Source organism: Treponema primitia ZAS-2 (assembly GCF_000214375.1).
Taxonomy (GTDB): domain Bacteria; phylum Spirochaetota; class Spirochaetia; order Treponematales; family Breznakiellaceae; genus Termitinema; species Termitinema primitia.
In genome coordinates, this window is the sequence record NC_015578.1 from 3,145,107 (window position 1) to 3,163,749 (window position 18,643).

Here is an 18,643-nt window from a genome sequence, read left to right on the forward strand (position 1 = left end):
ATATCCTGTTATTATGATTCCTGCAACCGGTGGATGTTTCCGGTGTCCAATAACAGGGATTGTTCTCGGAGGCATATATGAGCACAAGTACACCCTGGGCATATCTGGATGAGTACCGGGGAACTTATTTTAACGGAACCTGGCCGACCTTTCCGGAGACCTTTCGGATCTCCGTTGCCCGGCATGGTGATCGGCCCTGTTTTACCATTTATGAACCGGATCGCATTTCCCTTACCTATAAAGAAGCCCTGCATATCATTGAGGCGGTCGCCCGGTGGCTCCACAGTCGGGGGGTCCGCAAGGGGGACCATATTGCCCTGACGGGAAAAAATTCCCCTGAATGGACCGTAGCTTTTATCGCCATCCATTTCGCCGGGGCCGTGGTGGTTCCCATTGATTACCAGCTCAAGCAGGAGGAACTGGATCTGCTCCTGCGGACCTCGGGGGCCAAGATCCTCTTTGTGGATGAGGAAAAACACGACCGCTATGCCGCAACTCTGGGGGGCCCAAATCCCGGCTCTCTTACCGAAGTGGTCTCCCTTCGGAAGGGCATAGGAACCTATATATACGATCTGGATGGCCCTGAAGCGAATATAGACCCGGCAACAGAAAACGACCTGGCGGCGATCCTCTTTACCTCCGGGACCATGGGAAATCCCAAGGGAGTCGTGCTGACCCATGCCAATTTGGTTTCCGACAATTTCCTTGCCCAGGCCCATATCGATCTGTTCCCCGAGGATGTGTTCTACGCTCTCCTGCCCATACACCATGCCTACAGCATGACTGTCTTTATTGTGGTCATGGCCTGCTGTTCGGAACTGGTATTCGGCAAACGGATGGTTACCAAGGCCATACTCAAGGACCTGAAACAGGCGAAAATCACCCTGTTCCTGGGAGTTCCCATGCTTTTCAACAAGCTCCTGGCGGGGATCATCCGGGGGGTCAAGCAGAAGGGCCCCATTGCCTACGGCTTCATTTCCCTGCTCATGGCCTTTTCGGGATTTATCAAAAAGACCTTCAAGGTGAACCCGGGCAAAAAAATATTCCACTCCCTCCTGGAACAGGCCTCCCTGAGCTCGGTCAAGACCTGCATCTGCGGTGGCGGCCCCCTGGCGCCCAGTGTATTCCGGAAATTCAACCAGCTGGGGATCAACTTTATCCAGGGCTACGGCCTCACCGAAACATCCCCGATCATCACCCTGAACCCGGTGGATCATTACAAGGAAACCAGTGTAGGCAAGGTGATCCCTCAAGTAGATATGCGGATACTCCGCCCGGATGCGCGGGGGGTCGGGGAAGTTATTGTGAAGGGCCCGGTGGTCATGCAGGGTTACTACCTGATGCCCCATGAGACCGCCCAGGCCTTTACCCCGGATGGCTACCTTAAAACCGGCGACCTGGGCTACCTGGATGACGAGGACTACCTTTACCTGACCGGCCGCGCCAAAAACATGATCGTCACCGATGGGGGAAAGAATGTGTACCCCGAAGAAATCGAAAACGAATTTCAACTCTATGAAGAGATCGACCAGATTATGATCCGGGGCTTTGTGGCGGATAAGAAACTGAAGGTTGAAGATATCGAGGCCCTGGTATTCCCCAGCCCGGAGTACTTCAGTGCCGCCGGAGTAGTTTCAAAAGATGAGATTAAGCTGCGAATCGAAAGGATCATCACCGAGGTGAACCAGCGGCTCCTGCCGTATCAGAAGATAGGGCGGACCGTCATTCTGGAAGAGCCCATGGAGATGACCACTACGAAAAAGATCAAGCGGGACGCGGTGTAAAGAATTAGAAAAAGCCAAAGTGCTGCTAAAATCGTATCAATCTCCGCTATTCAAAGGCAATCCCCGCATAACAGGTATAGTGCCCCCAGTCGCCTTTGGCGGTAAGCAGGGGATTCGAGACCAGACGGACCTTGCGGTCCGCTACAAGGCCGCTTTCCAGGAGGGCGGCGATCAGGGGGCCGCCGCAGGAACTTATCCTGCCATCCTGGACACCGGAAATAAATTCGGCAGTTTTCTTTTCTTCCAGCAAGCGGATACAGCTTTCTGCCGCAGAACGGGCGCCTGGCTCATCATCCTGGAGGGAGATGTTTGAGGAAATCACCAGCAGGGTATCGTTCAGGATGGGCTCCAGGCTTACCTGGAGCGCCCGGGCCAGGGCTGAAACCAGTCGGGGCTGGGCGCCCCCCATGAGCACCGGGACTATGGCCGCGCCGGGGAAACAGAACTGCACCAGGGGGAGCAGGACCTCCACAGAGGTTTCCTTTAAGTGGGGAATATCGTTGGTTTCAAAGAGGGTGCTGCAGGAGGCAAGGGTTTCGGATACTTCGGAATCGATCCACATCCGCCCTAGAGGGGTTTCAAAAAACTGGGAGTCTGAAAAAAAGATCCCCTGATCTTCTTTATTGTGAATAGTGCCCAGGATCACCACCCGGCTTATACCCTCACCGCCATTCCGCTGCCAGGCCCTGCCTGCGGCTGCGGAAAAGGCCGCCGCTGCGGGGGCGCCGGAAAGGTTCCAGGCCCCATGGGGGGCGATGATAGCCGCCGCCTTGCCCCCAACGCCGCTTTCCAATCCCAAGGAACAGAGCTGAGACTCCAGGTCTATTTTTTCCTCGGGATAAAACAGACCCGCCACAACGGGATGACGGCCTTTTTCGTTAATGGTTTTTTGCAACGCCCCCATATACTAAGTCTAAGTTGCGGACCCTGCTCCTGCAAGAAGAAACAGGGAGGAATTGAAAAAAACGTGAAATTTTACCAGTTTCTTTTCATTTTTTACTGTTTTTCTATCCGGCACTGCTCCAGTTCCTTGAGCCGCCCCTCCTCCACCCTGATGTGGAGATTTTTTTCCTGGGTGGGGATCACCAGCCCCTTGGGGCCGTTCTTCACCCGCCTCAAGAATTTTACCGGTGTGTAGAACAGGTCCCCTTCGCCGTTATTACGGCCCTTGGAGTAGAAGATAGCCAGGTTGCCCGCATCCAGGAGTATGTCCAGGGGCACGGACTTCCCGGAGCGCTGCTTGATAAACACGTAGGAGCCGGGAAAGTCCCGGGCGTGGAGCCAGAGATCGTTTCCCTTGACGTGCCGGCGCAGAAGCTCGTCGTTTTCAGCGGCGTCCCTGCCCACAATGATGAGCCAGTCCTTGCGCCGGAAAGAAAGTCCGGGCCGCTTGCTGTCCGCCTTGGCAACCGGCTTCCCGCCCTTGTTTCTGAGCAATTTGTGGAGGGCCAGGGGGTTGGTCTCCTCCAGCAGCCGCGCCAAAGTCTGTTCCAGGGCAGCGAGCTCCGTTTCTCCGGTGGCCAGTTCGGCCTTGATATCCGCCAGCCCATTTTTAGCCTTGCGGTACTGTTCATAGTAGAGTTCCCCCTGGGCGGCAGGGCTTTTGCGGGGCTCCAGCTTGATCCGGATAAGGCTCCCCGGTTCGGCGTAAAAATTCTCCGCTTCCAGCCAGGCATCCCCGGGCCTGATGGCGGCGATATTGGCCATGATGATATCCCCGTACTCCCGCAGCTTTTCTGCGGAACCGAACTCCGCCTCTTTTTCCCGCAGCCGTTCCAGGGAAGCCCCGAGCCGGGCCATACGCCCCTCGTAACTCCGCCGCGCCTGTTCCCGCAGCGCTTCCAGGGACAGGGCGCCCCCGTGTTCCGCATACCAGGCGTCGATTTTCTCGTTGAAAGAAGCATCGTCCGCAACACCAGCCAAACTTCCCGGGGCAAATTCCCGAACCGCGTACTCCCGAGGCGCCTTCAAATCGGTGACAGTCACCTTTTTGGCGTCCGGCGCTGAACTGGTGACAGTCACCTTTTCGGGCTCATACTGCCCGCCGGTAAGTTCACCCCGTTTGGGGAGACGGCGCATGGCGTCCAGGATGGCACCGGTTTCATCGGTCACCACCACATTGGCGGCGTTGGACCAGAGCCGGACGTAGAGCCGGTACCGGCTTTTGCCCTGCCTAATCACCAGCCGGACAATGCGGTTGTCCCCCAGCTGCTCCGCCTCCTCAATCCAGCCGTTGACTATCCGGGACTTGAGGAATTCGGCGAAACGCAGAGGCCGGTCATTCTTGGGCACGCTGCGAAAAGTTTTGTGCATGCGACAGGCCCCGGGGGTGACCGCGATAAGGAAGGTTCCGGCGCCACCCTTGCCGTAGATTTGCAGGGTCAGCACATCGTAGGCGCTTTGTACCACCTTCTGAATCTGATGGCCCGGCAAATCCAGTTCCGAGAGGATGAGGTTGATTTCTTTCCAGTTCAGGGACATGATCAATTATAGCATAAAAGGTATAGTAATCCTATGAAGCCCCTGCCCCTGCTGCTGTTGCTCTATACCCTGGGAACCGCCCCTCTTTGCCGGGCCCTGGAATTGGGGGCAGGTGGCGGCATGGAGGGACAGCGCCGGGAACGGGCGGCGGGGATCGCGGCGGCCATGGATGAAAAGGCCCTGGCGGCACAGGTACTGCTCACCGGGCTGGACGGGAACGGCTCCCTGGGGACGGCCATGACAGACCTGCTCCGGGATATATCCCCCGGCGGGGTTATGCTGTTCCGGATGAACCTTAACATGAACAAGGAGCGCATCCCGGCTTTTCTCAAAACCGTTTCGGATCTGGCGGCTTTGAACACACCGCTTAGCCGGGGCGCCGGGAATATCCGGATCCCCCCCTTCATGGCGGTGGATCACGAAGGGGGGCAAATCCACCGTTTTGTCGCCGGGGTGGAACGGCTGCCTTCACCGTTGAGTTATTGGGAGGCGGCCCGGACAAGGGACAGAAACACTGTTCTCAGGGCGATCGAAGAAGACGCCGCCCGGTCGGGCCGGGAGCTGCGTTCCCTGGGGATCACGATGAACCTTGCCCCGGTAGCGGAACTGCTGGATGGGGAAAATGTTACGTTCCTGGAAGACCGCTCCTATGGGCCGGATGCCGCCTTTGTCGAGGAAGCCGCCGCCGCCTTTATCCGGGGCATGGCTTCCTCCGGGGTAGCCTGCGTGGCAAAGCACTTCCCCGGAAATTCCGGGACCGACCCCCACCGGGCAGGGGCGGTGCTGACCGAGGACAGGGAGGCCCTGAACCGCAGGGTCCGGCCCTTTAGGGGGATCATAACCCGGGAAAGCCCGGCGGGGATCATGGTTTCCCACACTATCGTTAACGCCCGGCAGCCGGGCATACAGGCCAGTCGTTCGCCAGCGGTGATACAAACCTGGCTCCGGGGGGAACTGGGGTTTTCAGGCCTGGTCCTGGGGGACGATTTTTCCATGGGGGCGATCAGCGCCGCCGGGTTAACGGAGGAAGCGGCGGTAGTGGAAGCGCTTATCGCCGGGGTAGATATGGTGATGACCTGGCCCCGGAGCCTCAGCCGCGTTCACCGGGCAATACTCCGGGCACTGCAGGAAGGACGGCTTTCCCGGGAGCGGCTTGAAGAAGCGGCAACCCGGATCATATATGAAAAAATCTGCTTTGGATTAATGGATTAACATGAACACTATTATTGAAGAAGAACGTATCCTGTATGCGGACGAACAGTGTGTCGCCGTAAACAAACGCTGCGGGGAAGCCTGCGAGGGCACCGAAAAGGGCATGGTCTCCCTGCCCGCCCTCCTGGAGGATCGCTTTGGCGGCCCAATTACCGCAGTTCACCGGCTGGACGTCCCCGCCTCAGGCTGCGTCCTCTTTGCCCGCACCCCAAAGGCCCTGGCCTTTCTCAACAAAGCCTTCGCCTCAGGAAAAGCACAGAAATACTACTGGGCGGTCATCGAAATGCCGCCTCCGGAACTGAACCTGGCTGAAACCGGGGAACTGATCCACTGGCTCATAGAAGATAAAAAGCGCAATAAAAGTATTGCCTACGGCGAAGAGGGTCCCAGCAGAAGGAAGGGGCAGCTCCGCTACCGCATTGCGGGCCGGGGGGAGCGCTACCTTTTCTTGGAAATAGAACTGATCTCAGGCCGGCACCACCAGATCCGCGCCCAATTAGCCGCCCTGGGCCTCCGCATCCGGGGAGACCTGAAATACGGGGCAAAGCGCAGCGAAAAAACCGGGGGCATACGGCTCCACGCACGATCACTGCGCTTCGACGCTCCCTGGAAAAAGGAACAGATACTGGTCACTGCGGCGCCGCCCCTGCGGGACCGGCTCTGGGAGGACTTTGAAAAACTGGAATAAATTTAACCACGGAGCACAGAGACAGACTTAGCACCCAAGCACCGTAAGCCCCTCCGCATCGATCCACTTGATCCGCTCCTGCCAAGCAGGTTTGTCCGGGCGGCGGTCAAAGATAAGCAAATAGCAAGGCGCTTGAGCTTCCCGCGAAGCATGGACCGGAAAAAAACTGTCCCGGTAGCCCAAGGTCTGTTTGATACCTTCGGCCATTATCGCCTCAAAGCTCCTCCCCTGGCGCAGCAACTTTACCTCGATAATATTCCAGTCGCCCCGGTATTCCACCGCCAGATCCATCCTCCCGCTGCCCGCTGCATATTCCCGCTCAATGCGGCCGCTCCCGTTGGTAACCCGCTGCAGAAAGGCCATGAGCAGCAGATGAGGGAAAGCTTCCATATAATCCGCCTGCCGTTCCCATACTTCGGAGTTGTTCTGCCAGAAGGCCTGGAATTCCCGGAGCAAGGCGTCCATGTCCAGCTTCCCGTCGCTTTTCTGCCAGCACCAGGTTTTGGGGGATGGCAGGCTGTCGTGGTAGGCGGAGTTCAGGTACCGGGTGAGGATTTCCTCATACACCGGGTTTGCGATGGTAAAGCCGGTCCCGCTATTCCACTCGACCAGGCCCATGTCCATGCAAAACTCCACATCCGGATTCGTCCGCCCCAGAAGCCGGTCTGTTTCGCCGGTTATGATGGCCTGTATCACCCACCGTACCCGCTCATCCTGCAAGCGGGCCCCCAGGGAGTCCAGGTGGGTTTCCCGGGCCTGGATCATCTGCTCCCGGGCCTCCCGGACATGGTCAATGGTCACCGTTTCCGTGCTATCCGCATCCAGTATCCGCATAGTGGCCCGCATAAAAAGGGAATTCACCAGCCAGGGCTGCCCATGGGACTGGCCATACACATAATCCAAGGCCTCCGGACTAATCCGCTGCCCCGTTTCTGTGGTCCGCTGGGCAAAGAGCCGCTCCACATCTTTCTTATGGAAATTAGCGATAGTTCCTGAATCTGCTTTGATGTTAAAGGGCGAGCCGGGGTTCACCGGAATGCCGCCCTTGGCGGCGGTGATATAGTCCTTCAGGTCCCGCATTCCCACCAGGGCAATGGATACGGGGAATTTGCCGACACTACGAGAGGCAAATCCATCCCGCAGCTGGCGCAGAAAGCTGATCAGGGCATCCCCGGTAAGGACATCCACTTCGTCAAACAGGACAATAAGCGGTTTGGGGGCGACCAGTTTTGCCCAATTAGCCAGTATACTGTTTAGCCGGGATTGGGGGGTTTCATCCTCAATGGCAGGAACAGGCAGATCGTATTGCTCCGACCACCTTCTGACCGCATCGCATATAACCGGTATTGCCCGTTCAGCTTCCGGAACCCCCTGGCAGGTCTCCACGCTGACATAACAGGAAATAGCCTCATCCCCAGCGTTTATCTCCCGCATCCAGCTCTGCAGGAAGGTAGTTTTCCCGGTCTGCCGGGGGGCATGGAGCACCCAATAGAGCTTGTCCCCGATATAGCGGTGCAGCTGGGTCCCCACCAGCCGCTCTTCCGGGGGCAGCATGTAGTGATCCTCGGGATTACAGGGGCCGGTGGTATTGAAAAAACGAGTTTTACGTTTGTCCATGGGTATAGTATACACAGAATGGGGGCGGGAAAAACAGGTGCCGAGCAATAAGATTTAATAACCACTAAGATGCAAAGGACTCTAGGGAAAGAAGGTACATTATATATTTTCCCCTTTCCGTCCTTCGCGTCCTTTGTGGTGAAATTCTTCTTGCTTATGCTCCCCGCAGAAACCCCAGCAGCGGCTCCTCCCAGGCGCCCCCGCCCTCCCCCTCCGCCATGAATCGCCGGTACAGGGCCAGGATATGCTCCCGGATAAGCGCCGCATCCGCCGGGGGCAGGGTGTCCCGGAAAAGCCCGGCAACAAAAACCTCTGCCTCCTCAGGTGGGAAGAGGAGCGAATCAACAACCCCGCCGCAAGCGGCCGGGGTATGTTGTTCTTTAGAGGTATTGGACTCGGGGTACCTAGGTACCCCTCGCCACGAATCAAACCGGGACATGGCGTACATAGCAGCGGCCACGCAGTTCACACTGTGCTGCTTCACAAAAAGTATGGCCTCGGTGATCAGCGCGGCCCTGGCGTTTACCTCGCCGATCTGTTCTTTCAGGGCTTCTTCGTCCCCAAAGGATCTGAGTATCTGGCGGAACCGGGTGTAGCTTAAAATCATCACCATCACATGGAGGCTGGGGATGCACATCAGGTGAGGATCCGTCAGATGGATCAGGAAAAACCGGGGCCGGGCAATGTACCGGGGACGGTGGGTAGTGGACATATTTTTGGAATAGACCTCCGCGGCGAAATAGTAGAGCCGGGTCATGGAATTGAGAAAGTCCTTAACCGGCCCCAGGGCCCGACGGCGGTAGTGCTTCAGGAGGAAACCCAGGATGCGGATCCAGAAGGCGACAAAGTCCAGGTAAATATCCACCCACCGGGGGATGAAGGGAACCTTGGCGTCCAGGGGATGATCCACCGAAGTAACCGGGATAAGCCCGGGGGACAAAGCGGCCCGGTACTGGAGAAAGAAAAATTTTGTAAAGATGGTGGCGATACACCGTAAGGCTGGGCCCCGCAGAACCGGACTGGCCAATATGGTCAGCATCGCGGCTGCCGGGGATTGGCGCCCTGGAGTTCCCTGGTTTTCACTATTCATTTTCCGTACTATACTACGAAAAACATCATTATGATAATAGAGGTACCCATGTTAGGACCGGTGGTTAATGCGGCGGCGATTGTGGTATGTGCCCTGGTGGGTTGTTTTCTCATCCGGGGAATTCCCGGGCGTTTCGAGGAGATTCTTAAAAAGGCCATAGGCCTTTCCATTGTATATGTGGGGATCAAGGGCGCCCTGGACAATCAAATGGTCCTCCTTTTGATCATGAGTATGGTAATCGGGGCGGTCCTGGGGGAACTTATCAATATTGACCGGCTGATGAACCTCTTCGGGAACTGGGCGGAGCGGAAGCTCAAGATGAGCGGAGGGGCCTTTTCCAAGGGTTTTGTATCCGCCAGCATACTTTTCTGCACCGGGTCCATGGCCATTGTGGGGTCCATGCAGAGCGGCCTCCTGGGGAACCATGAGACCCTCTTTGCCAAATCCGTGCTGGACGGATCCATTTCCCTGGTTTTTGCCGCCTCCATGGGCATAGGGGTGGTTTTTTCTGCCATCCCGGTATTTGTCTACCAGGCGGGGATAGCCCTGGCCTCCATGGCCATCAAAGACCTCCTCAGCCCGGAAATCATCCGGGAAATGTCCGCCGTGGGGAACCTCCTGGTAGCGGCCATAGGTTTCAATTTCCTGGGGGTAAAGGAAATCAAGGTGGCCAACCTGATCCCGGCGATTTTTATCCCCTGGCTTTACCTGGGAATAAAAACTTTGTTTTAAGCTGAAAGTCTCTGGAAATTTTAATAAAACTTTAATATACTCCATAAATCACCGATAAAGAAAGGAAACCCCGGAACGGTTTTACCCGCCCGGGATTACATACAGTACGTATGGAGGGGACCATTTTGGCATATTCAAATCAACTATCCGCTTACAAAGAGACCCGAATCAAAACGGCAAGTCAGGGTCAGCTCATCATCATGCTCTACGACGAGGCGGTAAAACAACTGGATCATGGTCTTGAACTTTTGGAAAAAGATGCCGCAGGCAAAAAAGACCCCGGCAGGATCGAAAAAATCAGCAAATCCATCCTGAAAACCCAAGAAATCGTCACCGAACTGATGGCTTCCCTGAATTTTGACCTGGGTGGAGAGATCGCCCAAAACCTCTTTTCCCTCTACACCTGGTTCAACAAGGAACTGCTGGGGGCCAACATCGACCAGGACATCCTGCGCATTTCAAGGGTCCGCAATATGCTGAACGATCTCCGAAGCGCCTGGAGCGCCATAATCGCCACCACTTCCATGGAAGGGATCAAGAGCCCCTCCACGGGCGTCAATATTGCCGGCTAAGGCTTAGGCACGGCTATTCCCGAAAAAGAAGCGGCCCAACAAGCCGCCATCCTGAAACGCTACCGGGAACTGCTCTGCGCCCAGCAGGACCGTTTTCGGGAATACCTCGATACTCTGGACAAACAACAGACCATCATCGAAAAAGGCGATACTCAAGCACTGCTTTCCCATGTAGAACTGGAAGAACAAATTCTGGCTGAGATCTTCGCCATCCAGAAAACCATGGACCCAATGGAGGAGCTGTACCGCACTGTGGCGCTTACCTCGGAAAAGGGCGACGGCGAAATCGCTGAACTCAAATCCACCCTGGAAGGGCTCAAGCAGGAAGCTGCGGCCCGGTCCGAACGGAACAAGGACCTGCTTTCCAAGCGCATGGCGGAAATCCAGGGGGAACTCAAGGGTCTCCGGGGTAACCCCTACGCAGCCCGTCCTTCAATTTACTCAGGCGACGCTCCTTCCATGATAGACCTGAAGGGTTAAATACCATTTGACAGATAGCAACTAGTTTAATATACTAGTTTGCAGGAGACTGTCTATGACTATTGGAACCTTCGATGCTAAAACCCATCTGTCAGAAATGCTGGATGAAATTCAAAAAGGGCGGGACTACGTTATCACCAAACGAGGGGTACCCATTGCCAGGTTAATACCCTATGCAGAAGATAAAAAAGTATCCCGCCGGAAAATAACCAAAGAACTGAAAGAAATCAGGAACAGAACGACCGGTGAGCCTTTTAGTATCCGTGAAGCCATAGAAGACGGCAGACCGTGAATTATATTTTAGACTGTTCATTCATTACCCCTCTCATACTCGCCGAGGATGATTCAAATAAAATTGAAAATAAGTTTAATAAAATAAGCGAAGCAGATGTACTCTATGTACCACAGTTATTCTGGTACGAAATAGCAAATGTAATGAAAAAAGCAATCGCCAGAAAACGTATCACCAAGCTTGATGCCATACACAGCCTGGATCTATTATCAAGCTATTCCCTGCATACGGATACAGAAACAGGGCCTGCCTATTCAACGCTCCTTTTGGAAATTGCAGGAAAGTATGACCTCTATTGTTATGACGCTTCATACCTTGAATTGGCGATCAGAAAAGGCGGCGTTATGGGAACCAATGACGGCAATCTTGCCAGAGCTTGTAAAAAAGCAGGGATTAAAACAATTTTATAAAGCAGTGAATATCCAAAATTTCAGTTTTTAGAGATTCACCGCTTAAAAAGACATCCGCGCCGGCCCCCATAGCAGCGTAGACGTTCTCTGCTACGGGTATTCCCCCCAGCCCTGACCCTTTCCAGCCCTGACCTTGCCGCAGGGACTTTTTTGGGGGTATACTTTAAACATGAAGCGTTTTTTGGGTATATGCGCGGGGAACTTGCCGACTAAAGTCGGCCCGACTTTAGTCGGCATTGTATGCTGCTCCCTGATGGCGTTCCTCTTTTTAGGCTGTGAATGGGAAGATACGCCACCGCTCAAGTCGATGGAATACTATTTGATTGGCACATGGGACTCTACCAGGGCCGAAACAGCCTGGGAAACACCGGGTCGATTGGTAATTGGCTATGACACCATTACTATCACCGGTTCAGTACGCCCCCTCAATACTGATTTTACCAAAGGCATTACACTTAACGGCTATTCAGGGCAGACCGATACCGATAGCGACAAGAAACGGGGTATACTGTTCATCAAGGACAGGGGGACGGTGAAAAGCGTGCCCTATGTTTTTTGGTATGCTGCGGGAGCCGTCCGGATGCTGACCGTAGGAGACGAAGCAGTGTTCGAAACATTCAAACTGCAATAGGATACACCGGGCGCGAGTTACGGCCTGTCGAGTTTTGCTCTAAGCTCCGCTATTTCCCGATCCTTCTCCTGGATTATTCCTGCATCTTCTTCTTTAGCCTGTTTATACCCTTCCCGTCTGGCGTTTCCAGGAACTGTTCCGCCCCCAAAAGGCACCCGGCGCCTTTTCCATCCTATTACCATTCATGGGGGTAATAGCAGCCTTCCGGGACGGTGATAGCGAAGGTGTCCCCCGCAGGCTCCAGCACATAAAACCCCTTTTTCAAGGCATAGGTTTTCTCGCTCTTCCCAAAAACCACCCCCGCCATGGCGCCCAGGTAGACCCGCTGGTCATTATGCAAATCCGCATGTCTGCGCATCTTTTCCATGCGCTCTATGTGGTCGTCTATATCCTCAATCTTGGGCTTGGTTTTGGTTTCCACGATCATCACCTTATCGCCGTTTTCCAGAACCGCGTCAACATCGGTGAAGATACCGTTCACTTTGTCCTCGATGGTGGTAGGGCCTGCCTTGGTAAAGGTAAAGCCCAGCTCATCGAACTTCGTTAACAGGTTCGGCAGGACCATGTGCTCAACCATTTCCCCGAAGCGGTTAGTCAGTTCCCCCATCTTCTTGTCGCTGGCCTTTATCAGGTCCCTAGCCCATTCTTTGTCGGCCTTTATCTGCTCATCGTGAGCTTTTATCTGTTCACCGGTGGCCTTTATCTGCGCATCGGTGGCCTTTATCTGCGCATCGGTGGCTTGTATTGCTGCCCACACTTTCTCAAAAGTCAGGCCTTCGCCTATCGCTTCTGTTGTCGCCATGCTCTGCTCCTCTCATCTAAATATAACTTATTTTCGGAAAACCGGGAAGAATTGACGTGAAATTCCGGGTTGAACGTTACTCCAGTCATTTTTTGCAGTAGTACGATGATCGCCTAAAAAAAGCCCGGTATCCCCGGGCTTTTGTATCCCTGGCAAGTTCCTGCGGAACTTGACGGAGCCGAAAAGGTGCCAGGCACCTTTTCATGGGCCGCTAATAAATACGCCCCAGGGGCTCGTCGCCGTGGACGCCGACCAGTTTCCGTTCCGTGGGGTCCACCATGAGGTCCATGTTTTCCAGGGGGATTGAGCCCAGGAGCACCTCCGCCGCGCCGGGAAGCACCCAGGGTTCACAGGCCATGGAGCGGTCCTTCCATTGCACCTTTACGGCCTCGGCTATCTTGCAGACCACTTTTTCCCCATTTGCCAGGGTGGATTCGCGCAGGTGTTCCGTCCGCAGGCCCAGCTCTTTCTGCACTGCTTCGCTGATAACCAGGGTCTCCGCCCCGGTATCGACGACGGACCGTACCGTCGTTTGACGGATTTCCGGTTCCGCCAGATGCCCACGCTCAACCGCACTTACATCGCCCAGGTTTTTCAGGGTGATTTCTTCATACACCGTTCCCACCATTTTGCCTCGCTCCATTACGATTAGTATACCACACCGGGGGACCCCAGGCCAACGGCCGGACTTTCCCTGCAACCCCCTATAAGGGCGCAATCCTGCAAAATGCTTTAGCGGAAATTATTTTTTGGGGGATTTTTTGTTTTTTCGGCAAAAAAGGCGCCGGCAAGTTCCTTCGGAACTTGCTTGGAGTTACGGCCTGTCGAGTTTTGCTCTAAGCTCCGCTATTTCCCGGTCCTTCTCCAGAAGCGCAGCGTCCTTCTCCTGGATTATTCCTGCATCTTCTTCTTTAGCCTGTTTATACCCTTCCCATCTGGCGTCTACCATCCCGCACTTTATATCCAGGAAATTCTTAAGTTCATGTTCAAGCTGAAACCGCCTGTTTTCGTCCTCGCTTATCAATAAGAGTTCTTCGGCCGCCATTTGTATCCCTTCCTCCTGGTCCAGTATTTCATTGATCAAAGCCCGCCGCGTCGGGTCCTGGCTATACCGAAAAAATACCGCCCAGCGTTCTATGGGCGCCATCTCAGAGACCGGCGTTTCCAGGAACTGTTCCGCCTTTGGCAACTCCACATCTATTATAGAGGTCAGCCCCCGGAATGGCAAGTTATTTTCCTTGTCATAGTACCGGAACTGGTGAACCAGGGCGTTGTCAGCATGGATATTTTCCCCCAGAAGGGATATCTGCCAGGTGGGCTTCAAATTCCTATAGCCGAGCTCGGTACCTTTGATATCCTGGGTAGTAAAAAGCCGGGCGAGGTAGTATTCCTGCCTGAAATGTTCATAGACATCAGGGTACACGGTCATTTCGATGTCCCCCAGGCTGCCGTCGTTAAATTTGACGGAAATGTCGTACCGGAGCTGCCGGTCCCGGATTCCCCTGACCGGGGGTTCGTTGGTAGAAACGGAAATGATAGTGACCGGCTGCCCGATGGCGGCGGAAACGAGGAAGCGGAGGGCGTTTCGGGAGGCGGGTGTGTCCTGGGTAAGCACGGCTTTGAAGATCGGGTCCTGGGAGATATCCAGGAGATCGTCTTCCGCTTTGAGTTGTACCCGCTTTTTGCCGATGGGGTTTTCGGTGAAGCTGTCGGATTCTTTGTTGTCCATAAAATTCTCCTTATAGAGGGGGTTAGGGGAATAAGGAGAGATTTTACTTTAATGGACGGCGAAAAATATTTGGGATTTGACGAAACGGCAAAGGCGCCAGGCGAGCTTTTTAGGGACTATAGTCCACCTAATCCGTCCACCCCTTTACCCCAGCCTTCGGAGGCTGGAGACAATACTGCGTTCGCAGCAAAGGGGTTCATGTACTTTTCGATGTATTCTTTTTTGATCCGCAGGAGATCTTCCCGAGGCAGGGTGGCCAGGACTTTCCAGCCCAGGTCCAGGGTTTGGCCTATGTCGCGGTCCTCGAATTCGCCCTGGGTGAGGAAGTCCTGTTCAAAGAGTTCGCCGAAACGGAGGTAGCGTTTGTCCGCGTCGGAGAGTTCTTCCTCACCGATGATGGACGAAAGGTTGCGGACCTGTTTGACCTTGGAGTAGGCGGCGAAAAGTTGGCTGGATACGTCTTTGTGATCCTCCCGGGTCATGCCTTCACCGATGCCGTCTTTCATGAGACGGGAGAGGCTGGGGAGCCCCGCCACCGGGGGGTAGATGCCCTTCTGGGAAAGTTCCCGGTCCAGGACTATCTGGCCTTCGGTGATGTACCCCGAAAGGTCCGGGATGGGGTGGCTGATGTCGTCGTTGGGCATGGTTAGTATTGGTATCTGGGTAATGGAGCCCGAGGAGCCGGAAATTTTTCCTGCCCGCTCGTAGAGGCTTGCCAAATCTGAGTAAAGGTAGCCGGGGTAGCCCTTGCGGCTGGGGACTTCGCCTCGGATGGAGCTTACTTCCCGGAGGGCTTCGCAGTAGTTGGTCATGTCGGTCATCACCACCAGGACGTGCATGTTCCGTTCGTAGGCCAGGTATTCTGCGGCGGTAAGGGCGCAGCGGGGGGCTACCAGCCGTTCCAGGGAGGGGGCGTCGGCTAGTGACAGAAATACTACCACATTTGCCAGGACCCCGGAGCGTTCAAAGTCGTCCAGGAAGAACCGGGCCACATCGTACTTGACCCCCATAGCGCAGAAAACTACCACAAAGGGTTCGGCGGCGCCTTCTGCGGTGTTGAGGATTTTTGCCTGTCGCACTATTTGTGCGGCCAGGCGGTTATGGGGAAGGCCGTTGCCGGAAAAAATCGGGAGTTTCTGCCCCCGGATCAGGGTGTTCATGCCATCAATGGAGGAAACCCCGGTCTGGATAAAGTCGCGTGGATAGGTGCGGGCAAAGGGGTTGATGGGGAGGCCGTTCACGTCCAGGCAGGTGGAGGAAAAGATGTTTCCGTAACCGTCGATGGGTTCACCCAGGCCGTTGAAGATGCGGCCCAGAAGCCCCGGGCCTACCCGCAGTTCCATGGGCTTGCCGAGAAATTCCACCCGGGAGTCGTCGGCGGAAAGGCCGGTGTTGCTGCCGAAGATCTGGATGGCGGTCCAGTCCTCGCTCATGTCCACCACCCGGCCCAGCCGGCGGCCTTCGTCCCGGTCATACACCGCCACTACTTCGTTGAAGCCCACGTTGCGGCTCCGTTTGGTGATCACCACCGGGCCTTCTATCCGGGTAAGCCCCCGGTACTCAACTCCCCTCATACATAACCTCTTTTAAGAGTTTTTGAAACCCTACAATGTTTCTTTGGTACGATAGCTCCGTTCCAGGTTTTCCAAGGCGCCCCGCATTTCCTGTTCAAAGTCCACCAGTTTTTCCGGCTCTTCGTTTTTCACCGCACTTTTAATACGCGCAAGCCGTTCCCGGATGGGCTCGGGGCTGTCGGTTCCCGTAAGGGAAGTGATCTTTATCAAGGGGGCCCCAAGTTTGATGCAGACCTGGGCCCGTTCGTAAAAGTCCATGACCAGTTCCAGAAGCCTGACTTGTTTGGCGGGGACGCAGTACATGTCCGTATCGTCAAAGGAATTCTGCTGGAGAAATCCGTCCTTGATGATATCCGCAGTAACCAGGATGAGCCGCTGATCGTCCGGCAATGCGTCGGGGCCGATGAGCCGCACTATTTCTGAGAGCCGCTGCTCTCGCTTGAGCAGATCCAGGGCTTCCTGGCGGACCTTGGCCCAGAGGGGGTTCACCTTTTCCCACCAGGGGCCCACTTCTTCTGCGTACTCAGAATAACTGTCGATCCAGGAAATTGCCGGGTAGTGCCGGGCATTGGCCAGGTCCCGGTCCAGGGCCCAGAAACAGCGGATGAAGCGCTTGGTGTGCTGGGTCACGGGCTCGGAAAAATCGCCCCCCGGGGGGGACACGGCGCCGATGATGGAAACCGAACCTTCTAAACCGGACAGGGTTTTTACCCGCCCTGCCCGTTCGTAAAATTCCGCAAGCCTGGTGGGGAGGTAGGCGGGGAACCCTTCCTCGGCGGGCATTTCTTCCATGCGCCCGGATAGTTCCCGTAATGCCTCAGCCCAGCGGCTGGTGGAGTCCGCCATAATCGCCACGTGGTAGCCCATGTCCCGGTAAAATTCCGCCAGGGTGACCCCGGTGTAAATCGAAACTTCCCGGGCCGCCACGGGCATGTTAGAAGTATTGGCGATAAGGATGGTGCGCTCCATCAGGGAACGACCGCTCCGGGGGTCCGTGAGGTGGGGGAATTCGGTGAGCACGTCGGTCATCTCATTGCCCCGCTCGCCGCAGCCTATGTAGATGATCACCTCCGCATCGCACCACTTGGCGATGGCGTGCTGGGTCATGGTCTTGCCGGTGCCGAAACCCCCGGGAATAGCTGCGGTGCCGCCCTTGGAAAGGGGGAAAAATACGTCGATGACCCGCTGGCCCGTAACCAGGGGCTGATCCTGGGGCAGCCGGGCCGCACTAGGCCGGGGGACCCGCACGGGCCACCACTGGGCCAGGGTGATTTCCTCACCATGATCCGTCCGGGCAATAATAGCATTACAGTTGTAGTCCCCTGCCGGGGCCAGCTCGGTCAGAGCCGCCCCGTGAAGAGCCGGGGGAACCATGATCTTACAGACTATGCTGGGGGTTTCCTGAACCATGCCCAGAACCAGGCCCGGCTTGGGGACCGGCTTTTCCCCGGCGGCGATTTGCGCGGCCAGGCCAGGATCCGGAACAAAGGGCCAGAGCTTGGAGGAGTCCAGAGCTTCACCCCGTGCGCCGGGGTCCATGAAGGCGCCGCTCTGCTTGAACAGCGCTTCCAGGGGCCGCTGTATGCCATCGTAAATCGTGCCGATGAGCCCCGGACCGAGCAGTACCGACAGGGGCCGGCCTGTGGAAGAAGCTTCGGCACCTATCATGAGCCCCGTATCGTCTTCGTAGACCTGGATCACCGCCTCGTCCTGCTCCAGCCGGACGATTTCGCCGATGATCCGCTTCTCCCCTACCTCGACCAGGTCAAAGAGACCTGCGCCGCCGAGACCGGAGGCCCGTACTATGGGCCCGGAGATGCGCCGGACCTTACCGTTGATGGTCATTGTGCACCCCCTGGGGAGATGCCGGCTCCTGTGGAAGCGCCGGCTCCTGATACGTCAAGGGATCCGGAACCTAAAAGCGCCTCCACCAGTTCCGCCCGGCTGTCCTCCAGCAGGGATTTTGCCAGGGCATCCACCGAGGCGGTGATCCGCACCGAGGGAGCGTCCAGGATAATAGCCGGAAGGTTACCGGAAAGCTGATGGAGACTACGATCCTTGTCAAAGGTCCAGGCCAGGCCAGGAGCCGCCCGGTTTAGGATGGACTGAAGTTCAGCTTCACCCAGATCCCGGCAGCCTACTTTCAGGGGGGCGCCGGCAGTATCGGGGATTTCAGCCGCGCTACTTGCAACGAAGTCTCCCGCGCAGCGGCGCAACTCGGCTTCCAGCAGGGAAAGAATTTTTTCCCGGGGCAGGGATTTCAGGTAGCTGTTCATGGAACTTTGCAATTGAGACTCCACCCGCTCAGTATAACTGCGCCGCTTGTCCAGGGGCAGCCGGGCCATCATCTCGTCCCGGGCCTTTTCCGCCCGGCCCGCAAAACTCTGTTTGAGCTTTTCTATGTCCTTAAGCACACGCTTTTCCCACTTTGCCTGGGAAGCGGCTATGGTATCCCCGGCGGTTTTCAGGATACGCTGAGCCTTTTTGCGGGCGTCCTCGAGGATTTCCTTGTCCAATATATCGGTTGATTGCAGTTCTTCCATAAAATT

Annotated in this window: 21 protein-coding genes; 9 read left to right on the forward strand and 12 right to left on the reverse strand. The window is 55.8% G+C overall.

Going from position 1 to position 18,643, the window contains the following annotated elements; translation table 11 throughout:
• Window positions 1–77: 77 nt before the first annotated feature.
• On the forward strand, window positions 78–1,784 hold the full coding sequence (locus tag TREPR_RS13580; protein WP_015708900.1) for an AMP-dependent synthetase/ligase: 1,707 nt from the start codon (window positions 78–80) through the stop codon (window positions 1,782–1,784).
• 46 nt (window positions 1,785–1,830) lie between these two features.
• Here the strand turns inward: TREPR_RS13580 and amrB are convergent, their stop codons facing one another.
• Window positions 1,831–2,688, reverse strand: a complete 858-nt coding sequence (gene amrB / locus TREPR_RS13585; RefSeq protein ID WP_015708901.1) for an AmmeMemoRadiSam system protein B — start codon at window positions 2,686–2,688, stop codon at window positions 1,831–1,833.
• Window positions 2,689–2,780: 92 nt separating this feature from the next.
• The gene (locus TREPR_RS13590; protein ID WP_015708902.1) at window positions 2,781–4,265 is read right to left on the reverse strand and encodes an NFACT RNA binding domain-containing protein; all 1,485 of its coding nucleotides are present in this window, start codon (window positions 4,263–4,265) and stop codon (window positions 2,781–2,783) included.
• Window positions 4,266–4,298: 33 nt separating this feature from the next.
• Here TREPR_RS13590 and TREPR_RS13595 point away from each other — a divergent pair, with 33 nt between their 5' ends.
• Entirely contained in the window at window positions 4,299–5,477 is a 1,179-nt protein-coding gene (locus tag TREPR_RS13595; protein ID WP_015708903.1) for a glycoside hydrolase family 3 N-terminal domain-containing protein, read from the forward strand.
• 1 nt (window position 5,478) lies between these two features.
• Complete coding sequence (locus TREPR_RS13600) at window positions 5,479–6,165, forward strand: RluA family pseudouridine synthase (protein WP_015708904.1); 687 nt, start codon at window positions 5,479–5,481, stop codon at window positions 6,163–6,165.
• 27 nt (window positions 6,166–6,192) lie between these two features.
• Here the strand turns inward: TREPR_RS13600 and TREPR_RS13605 are convergent, their stop codons facing one another.
• Together TREPR_RS13605 and TREPR_RS13610 are read right to left on the reverse strand one after the other, a co-directional pair.
• Window positions 6,193–7,782 carry an ATP-binding protein gene (locus tag TREPR_RS13605; RefSeq protein ID WP_041611702.1) on the reverse strand — a complete coding sequence of 530 codons (1,590 nt, stop codon included), beginning with the start codon at window positions 7,780–7,782 and terminating at the stop codon, window positions 6,193–6,195.
• Window positions 7,783–7,936: 154 nt separating this feature from the next.
• Complete coding sequence (locus tag TREPR_RS13610; protein WP_041611208.1) at window positions 7,937–8,872, reverse strand: hypothetical protein; 936 nt, start codon at window positions 8,870–8,872, stop codon at window positions 7,937–7,939.
• Window positions 8,873–8,920: 48 nt separating this feature from the next.
• Here TREPR_RS13610 and TREPR_RS13615 point away from each other — a divergent pair, with 48 nt between their 5' ends.
• Together TREPR_RS13615 and fliS are read left to right on the forward strand one after the other, a co-directional pair.
• Complete coding sequence (locus TREPR_RS13615; protein ID WP_015708907.1) at window positions 8,921–9,604, forward strand: DUF554 domain-containing protein; 684 nt, start codon at window positions 8,921–8,923, stop codon at window positions 9,602–9,604.
• Window positions 9,605–9,729: 125 nt separating this feature from the next.
• A complete protein-coding gene (gene fliS, locus TREPR_RS13620; protein WP_041611703.1) occupies window positions 9,730–10,176 on the forward strand; it encodes a flagellar export chaperone FliS in 447 nt (148 codons plus the stop codon).
• Between the two features lie 3 nt (window positions 10,177–10,179).
• On the opposite strand, the gene TREPR_RS19000 is transcribed toward fliS, so the two are convergent.
• Window positions 10,180–10,347, reverse strand: coding sequence for a hypothetical protein (locus TREPR_RS19000; RefSeq protein ID WP_245534741.1), 168 nt, complete (start codon window positions 10,345–10,347; stop codon window positions 10,180–10,182).
• Between TREPR_RS19000 and TREPR_RS13625 the strand changes: the two genes are divergently transcribed.
• From TREPR_RS13625 to TREPR_RS13640, 4 genes are all read left to right on the forward strand, one after another.
• Window positions 10,291–10,656 carry a flagellar biosynthesis protein FlgN gene (locus tag TREPR_RS13625; RefSeq protein ID WP_245534837.1) on the forward strand — a complete coding sequence of 122 codons (366 nt, stop codon included), beginning with the start codon at window positions 10,291–10,293 and terminating at the stop codon, window positions 10,654–10,656. The genes TREPR_RS19000 and TREPR_RS13625 overlap by 57 nt on opposite strands.
• A gap of 55 nt (window positions 10,657–10,711) precedes the next feature.
• Window positions 10,712–10,948 (forward strand): type II toxin-antitoxin system Phd/YefM family antitoxin, encoded by a 237-nt coding sequence (locus TREPR_RS13630; RefSeq protein ID WP_015708910.1) that lies wholly within the window; start codon window positions 10,712–10,714, stop codon window positions 10,946–10,948.
• Entirely contained in the window at window positions 10,945–11,358 is a 414-nt protein-coding gene (locus TREPR_RS13635) for a type II toxin-antitoxin system VapC family toxin (RefSeq protein ID WP_015708911.1), read from the forward strand. The genes TREPR_RS13630 and TREPR_RS13635 overlap by 4 nt, the downstream gene beginning before the upstream one ends.
• Window positions 11,359–11,527: 169 nt before the next feature.
• Window positions 11,528–11,989 carry a hypothetical protein gene (locus TREPR_RS13640; protein ID WP_148257314.1) on the forward strand — a complete coding sequence of 154 codons (462 nt, stop codon included), beginning with the start codon at window positions 11,528–11,530 and terminating at the stop codon, window positions 11,987–11,989.
• A 17-nt stretch (window positions 11,990–12,006) separates the two neighbouring features.
• On the opposite strand, the gene TREPR_RS18670 is transcribed toward TREPR_RS13640, so the two are convergent.
• The 7 genes from TREPR_RS18670 to TREPR_RS13670 all read right to left on the reverse strand — a co-directional run bounded on the left by TREPR_RS18670 (window position 12,007) and on the right by TREPR_RS13670 (window position 18,637).
• Window positions 12,007–12,144, reverse strand: a complete 138-nt coding sequence (locus TREPR_RS18670) for a hypothetical protein (RefSeq protein ID WP_015708914.1) — start codon at window positions 12,142–12,144, stop codon at window positions 12,007–12,009.
• Between the two features lie 20 nt (window positions 12,145–12,164).
• Window positions 12,165–12,791, reverse strand: coding sequence for a hypothetical protein (locus tag TREPR_RS13645; protein WP_015708915.1), 627 nt, complete (start codon window positions 12,789–12,791; stop codon window positions 12,165–12,167).
• Between the two features lie 211 nt (window positions 12,792–13,002).
• On the reverse strand, window positions 13,003–13,419 hold the full coding sequence (locus TREPR_RS13650) for an aspartyl protease family protein (RefSeq protein WP_015708917.1): 417 nt from the start codon (window positions 13,417–13,419) through the stop codon (window positions 13,003–13,005).
• Window positions 13,420–13,605: 186 nt separating this feature from the next.
• Window positions 13,606–14,520 carry a PD-(D/E)XK nuclease family transposase gene (locus TREPR_RS13655; protein WP_015708918.1) on the reverse strand — a complete coding sequence of 305 codons (915 nt, stop codon included), beginning with the start codon at window positions 14,518–14,520 and terminating at the stop codon, window positions 13,606–13,608.
• 116 nt (window positions 14,521–14,636) lie between these two features.
• Window positions 14,637–16,094, reverse strand: a complete 1,458-nt coding sequence (locus TREPR_RS13660) for a V-type ATP synthase subunit B (protein ID WP_015708919.1) — start codon at window positions 16,092–16,094, stop codon at window positions 14,637–14,639.
• A 30-nt stretch (window positions 16,095–16,124) separates the two neighbouring features.
• The gene (locus TREPR_RS13665; RefSeq protein WP_015708920.1) at window positions 16,125–17,939 is read right to left on the reverse strand and encodes a V-type ATP synthase subunit A; all 1,815 of its coding nucleotides are present in this window, start codon (window positions 17,937–17,939) and stop codon (window positions 16,125–16,127) included.
• The gene (locus TREPR_RS13670) at window positions 17,936–18,637 is read right to left on the reverse strand and encodes a hypothetical protein (protein ID WP_015708921.1); all 702 of its coding nucleotides are present in this window, start codon (window positions 18,635–18,637) and stop codon (window positions 17,936–17,938) included. Before TREPR_RS13670 ends, TREPR_RS13665 begins: the two co-directional genes overlap by 4 nt.
• Between the last annotated feature and the right edge of the window lie 6 nt (window positions 18,638–18,643).

Excerpts from the sequence above, each read along its gene's own strand:
- TREPR_RS13665 (WP_015708920.1), bottom strand. The coding sequence starts at position 17,939 with ATGACCATCAACGGTAAGGTCCGGCGCATCTCCGGGCCCATAGTACGG.
- TREPR_RS13640 (WP_148257314.1), top strand. The coding sequence starts at position 11,528 with ATGAAGCGTTTTTTGGGTATATGCGCGGGGAACTTGCCGACTAAAGTC.
- TREPR_RS13605 (WP_041611702.1), bottom strand. The coding sequence starts at position 7,782 with ATGGACAAACGTAAAACTCGTTTTTTCAATACCACCGGCCCCTGTAAT.
- TREPR_RS13590 (WP_015708902.1), bottom strand. The coding sequence starts at position 4,265 with ATGTCCCTGAACTGGAAAGAAATCAACCTCATCCTCTCGGAACTGGAT.
- TREPR_RS13600 (WP_015708904.1), top strand. The coding sequence starts at position 5,479 with ATGAACACTATTATTGAAGAAGAACGTATCCTGTATGCGGACGAACAG.
- amrB (WP_015708901.1), bottom strand. The coding sequence starts at position 2,688 with ATGGGGGCGTTGCAAAAAACCATTAACGAAAAAGGCCGTCATCCCGTT.
- TREPR_RS13595 (WP_015708903.1), top strand. The coding sequence starts at position 4,299 with ATGAAGCCCCTGCCCCTGCTGCTGTTGCTCTATACCCTGGGAACCGCC.
- TREPR_RS13630 (WP_015708910.1), top strand. The coding sequence starts at position 10,712 with ATGACTATTGGAACCTTCGATGCTAAAACCCATCTGTCAGAAATGCTG.
- TREPR_RS13650 (WP_015708917.1), bottom strand. The coding sequence starts at position 13,419 with ATGGTGGGAACGGTGTATGAAGAAATCACCCTGAAAAACCTGGGCGAT.
- TREPR_RS13655 (WP_015708918.1), bottom strand. The coding sequence starts at position 14,520 with ATGGACAACAAAGAATCCGACAGCTTCACCGAAAACCCCATCGGCAAA.
- TREPR_RS13670 (WP_015708921.1), bottom strand. The coding sequence starts at position 18,637 with ATGGAAGAACTGCAATCAACCGATATATTGGACAAGGAAATCCTCGAG.
- TREPR_RS13610 (WP_041611208.1), bottom strand. The coding sequence starts at position 8,872 with ATGAATAGTGAAAACCAGGGAACTCCAGGGCGCCAATCCCCGGCAGCC.
- TREPR_RS13615 (WP_015708907.1), top strand. The coding sequence starts at position 8,921 with ATGTTAGGACCGGTGGTTAATGCGGCGGCGATTGTGGTATGTGCCCTG.
- TREPR_RS13645 (WP_015708915.1), bottom strand. The coding sequence starts at position 12,791 with ATGGCGACAACAGAAGCGATAGGCGAAGGCCTGACTTTTGAGAAAGTG.
- TREPR_RS19000 (WP_245534741.1), bottom strand. The coding sequence starts at position 10,347 with ATGGGAAAGCAGTGCTTGAGTATCGCCTTTTTCGATGATGGTCTGTTG.
- TREPR_RS13580 (WP_015708900.1), top strand. The coding sequence starts at position 78 with ATGAGCACAAGTACACCCTGGGCATATCTGGATGAGTACCGGGGAACT.
- TREPR_RS13660 (WP_015708919.1), bottom strand. The coding sequence starts at position 16,094 with ATGAGGGGAGTTGAGTACCGGGGGCTTACCCGGATAGAAGGCCCGGTG.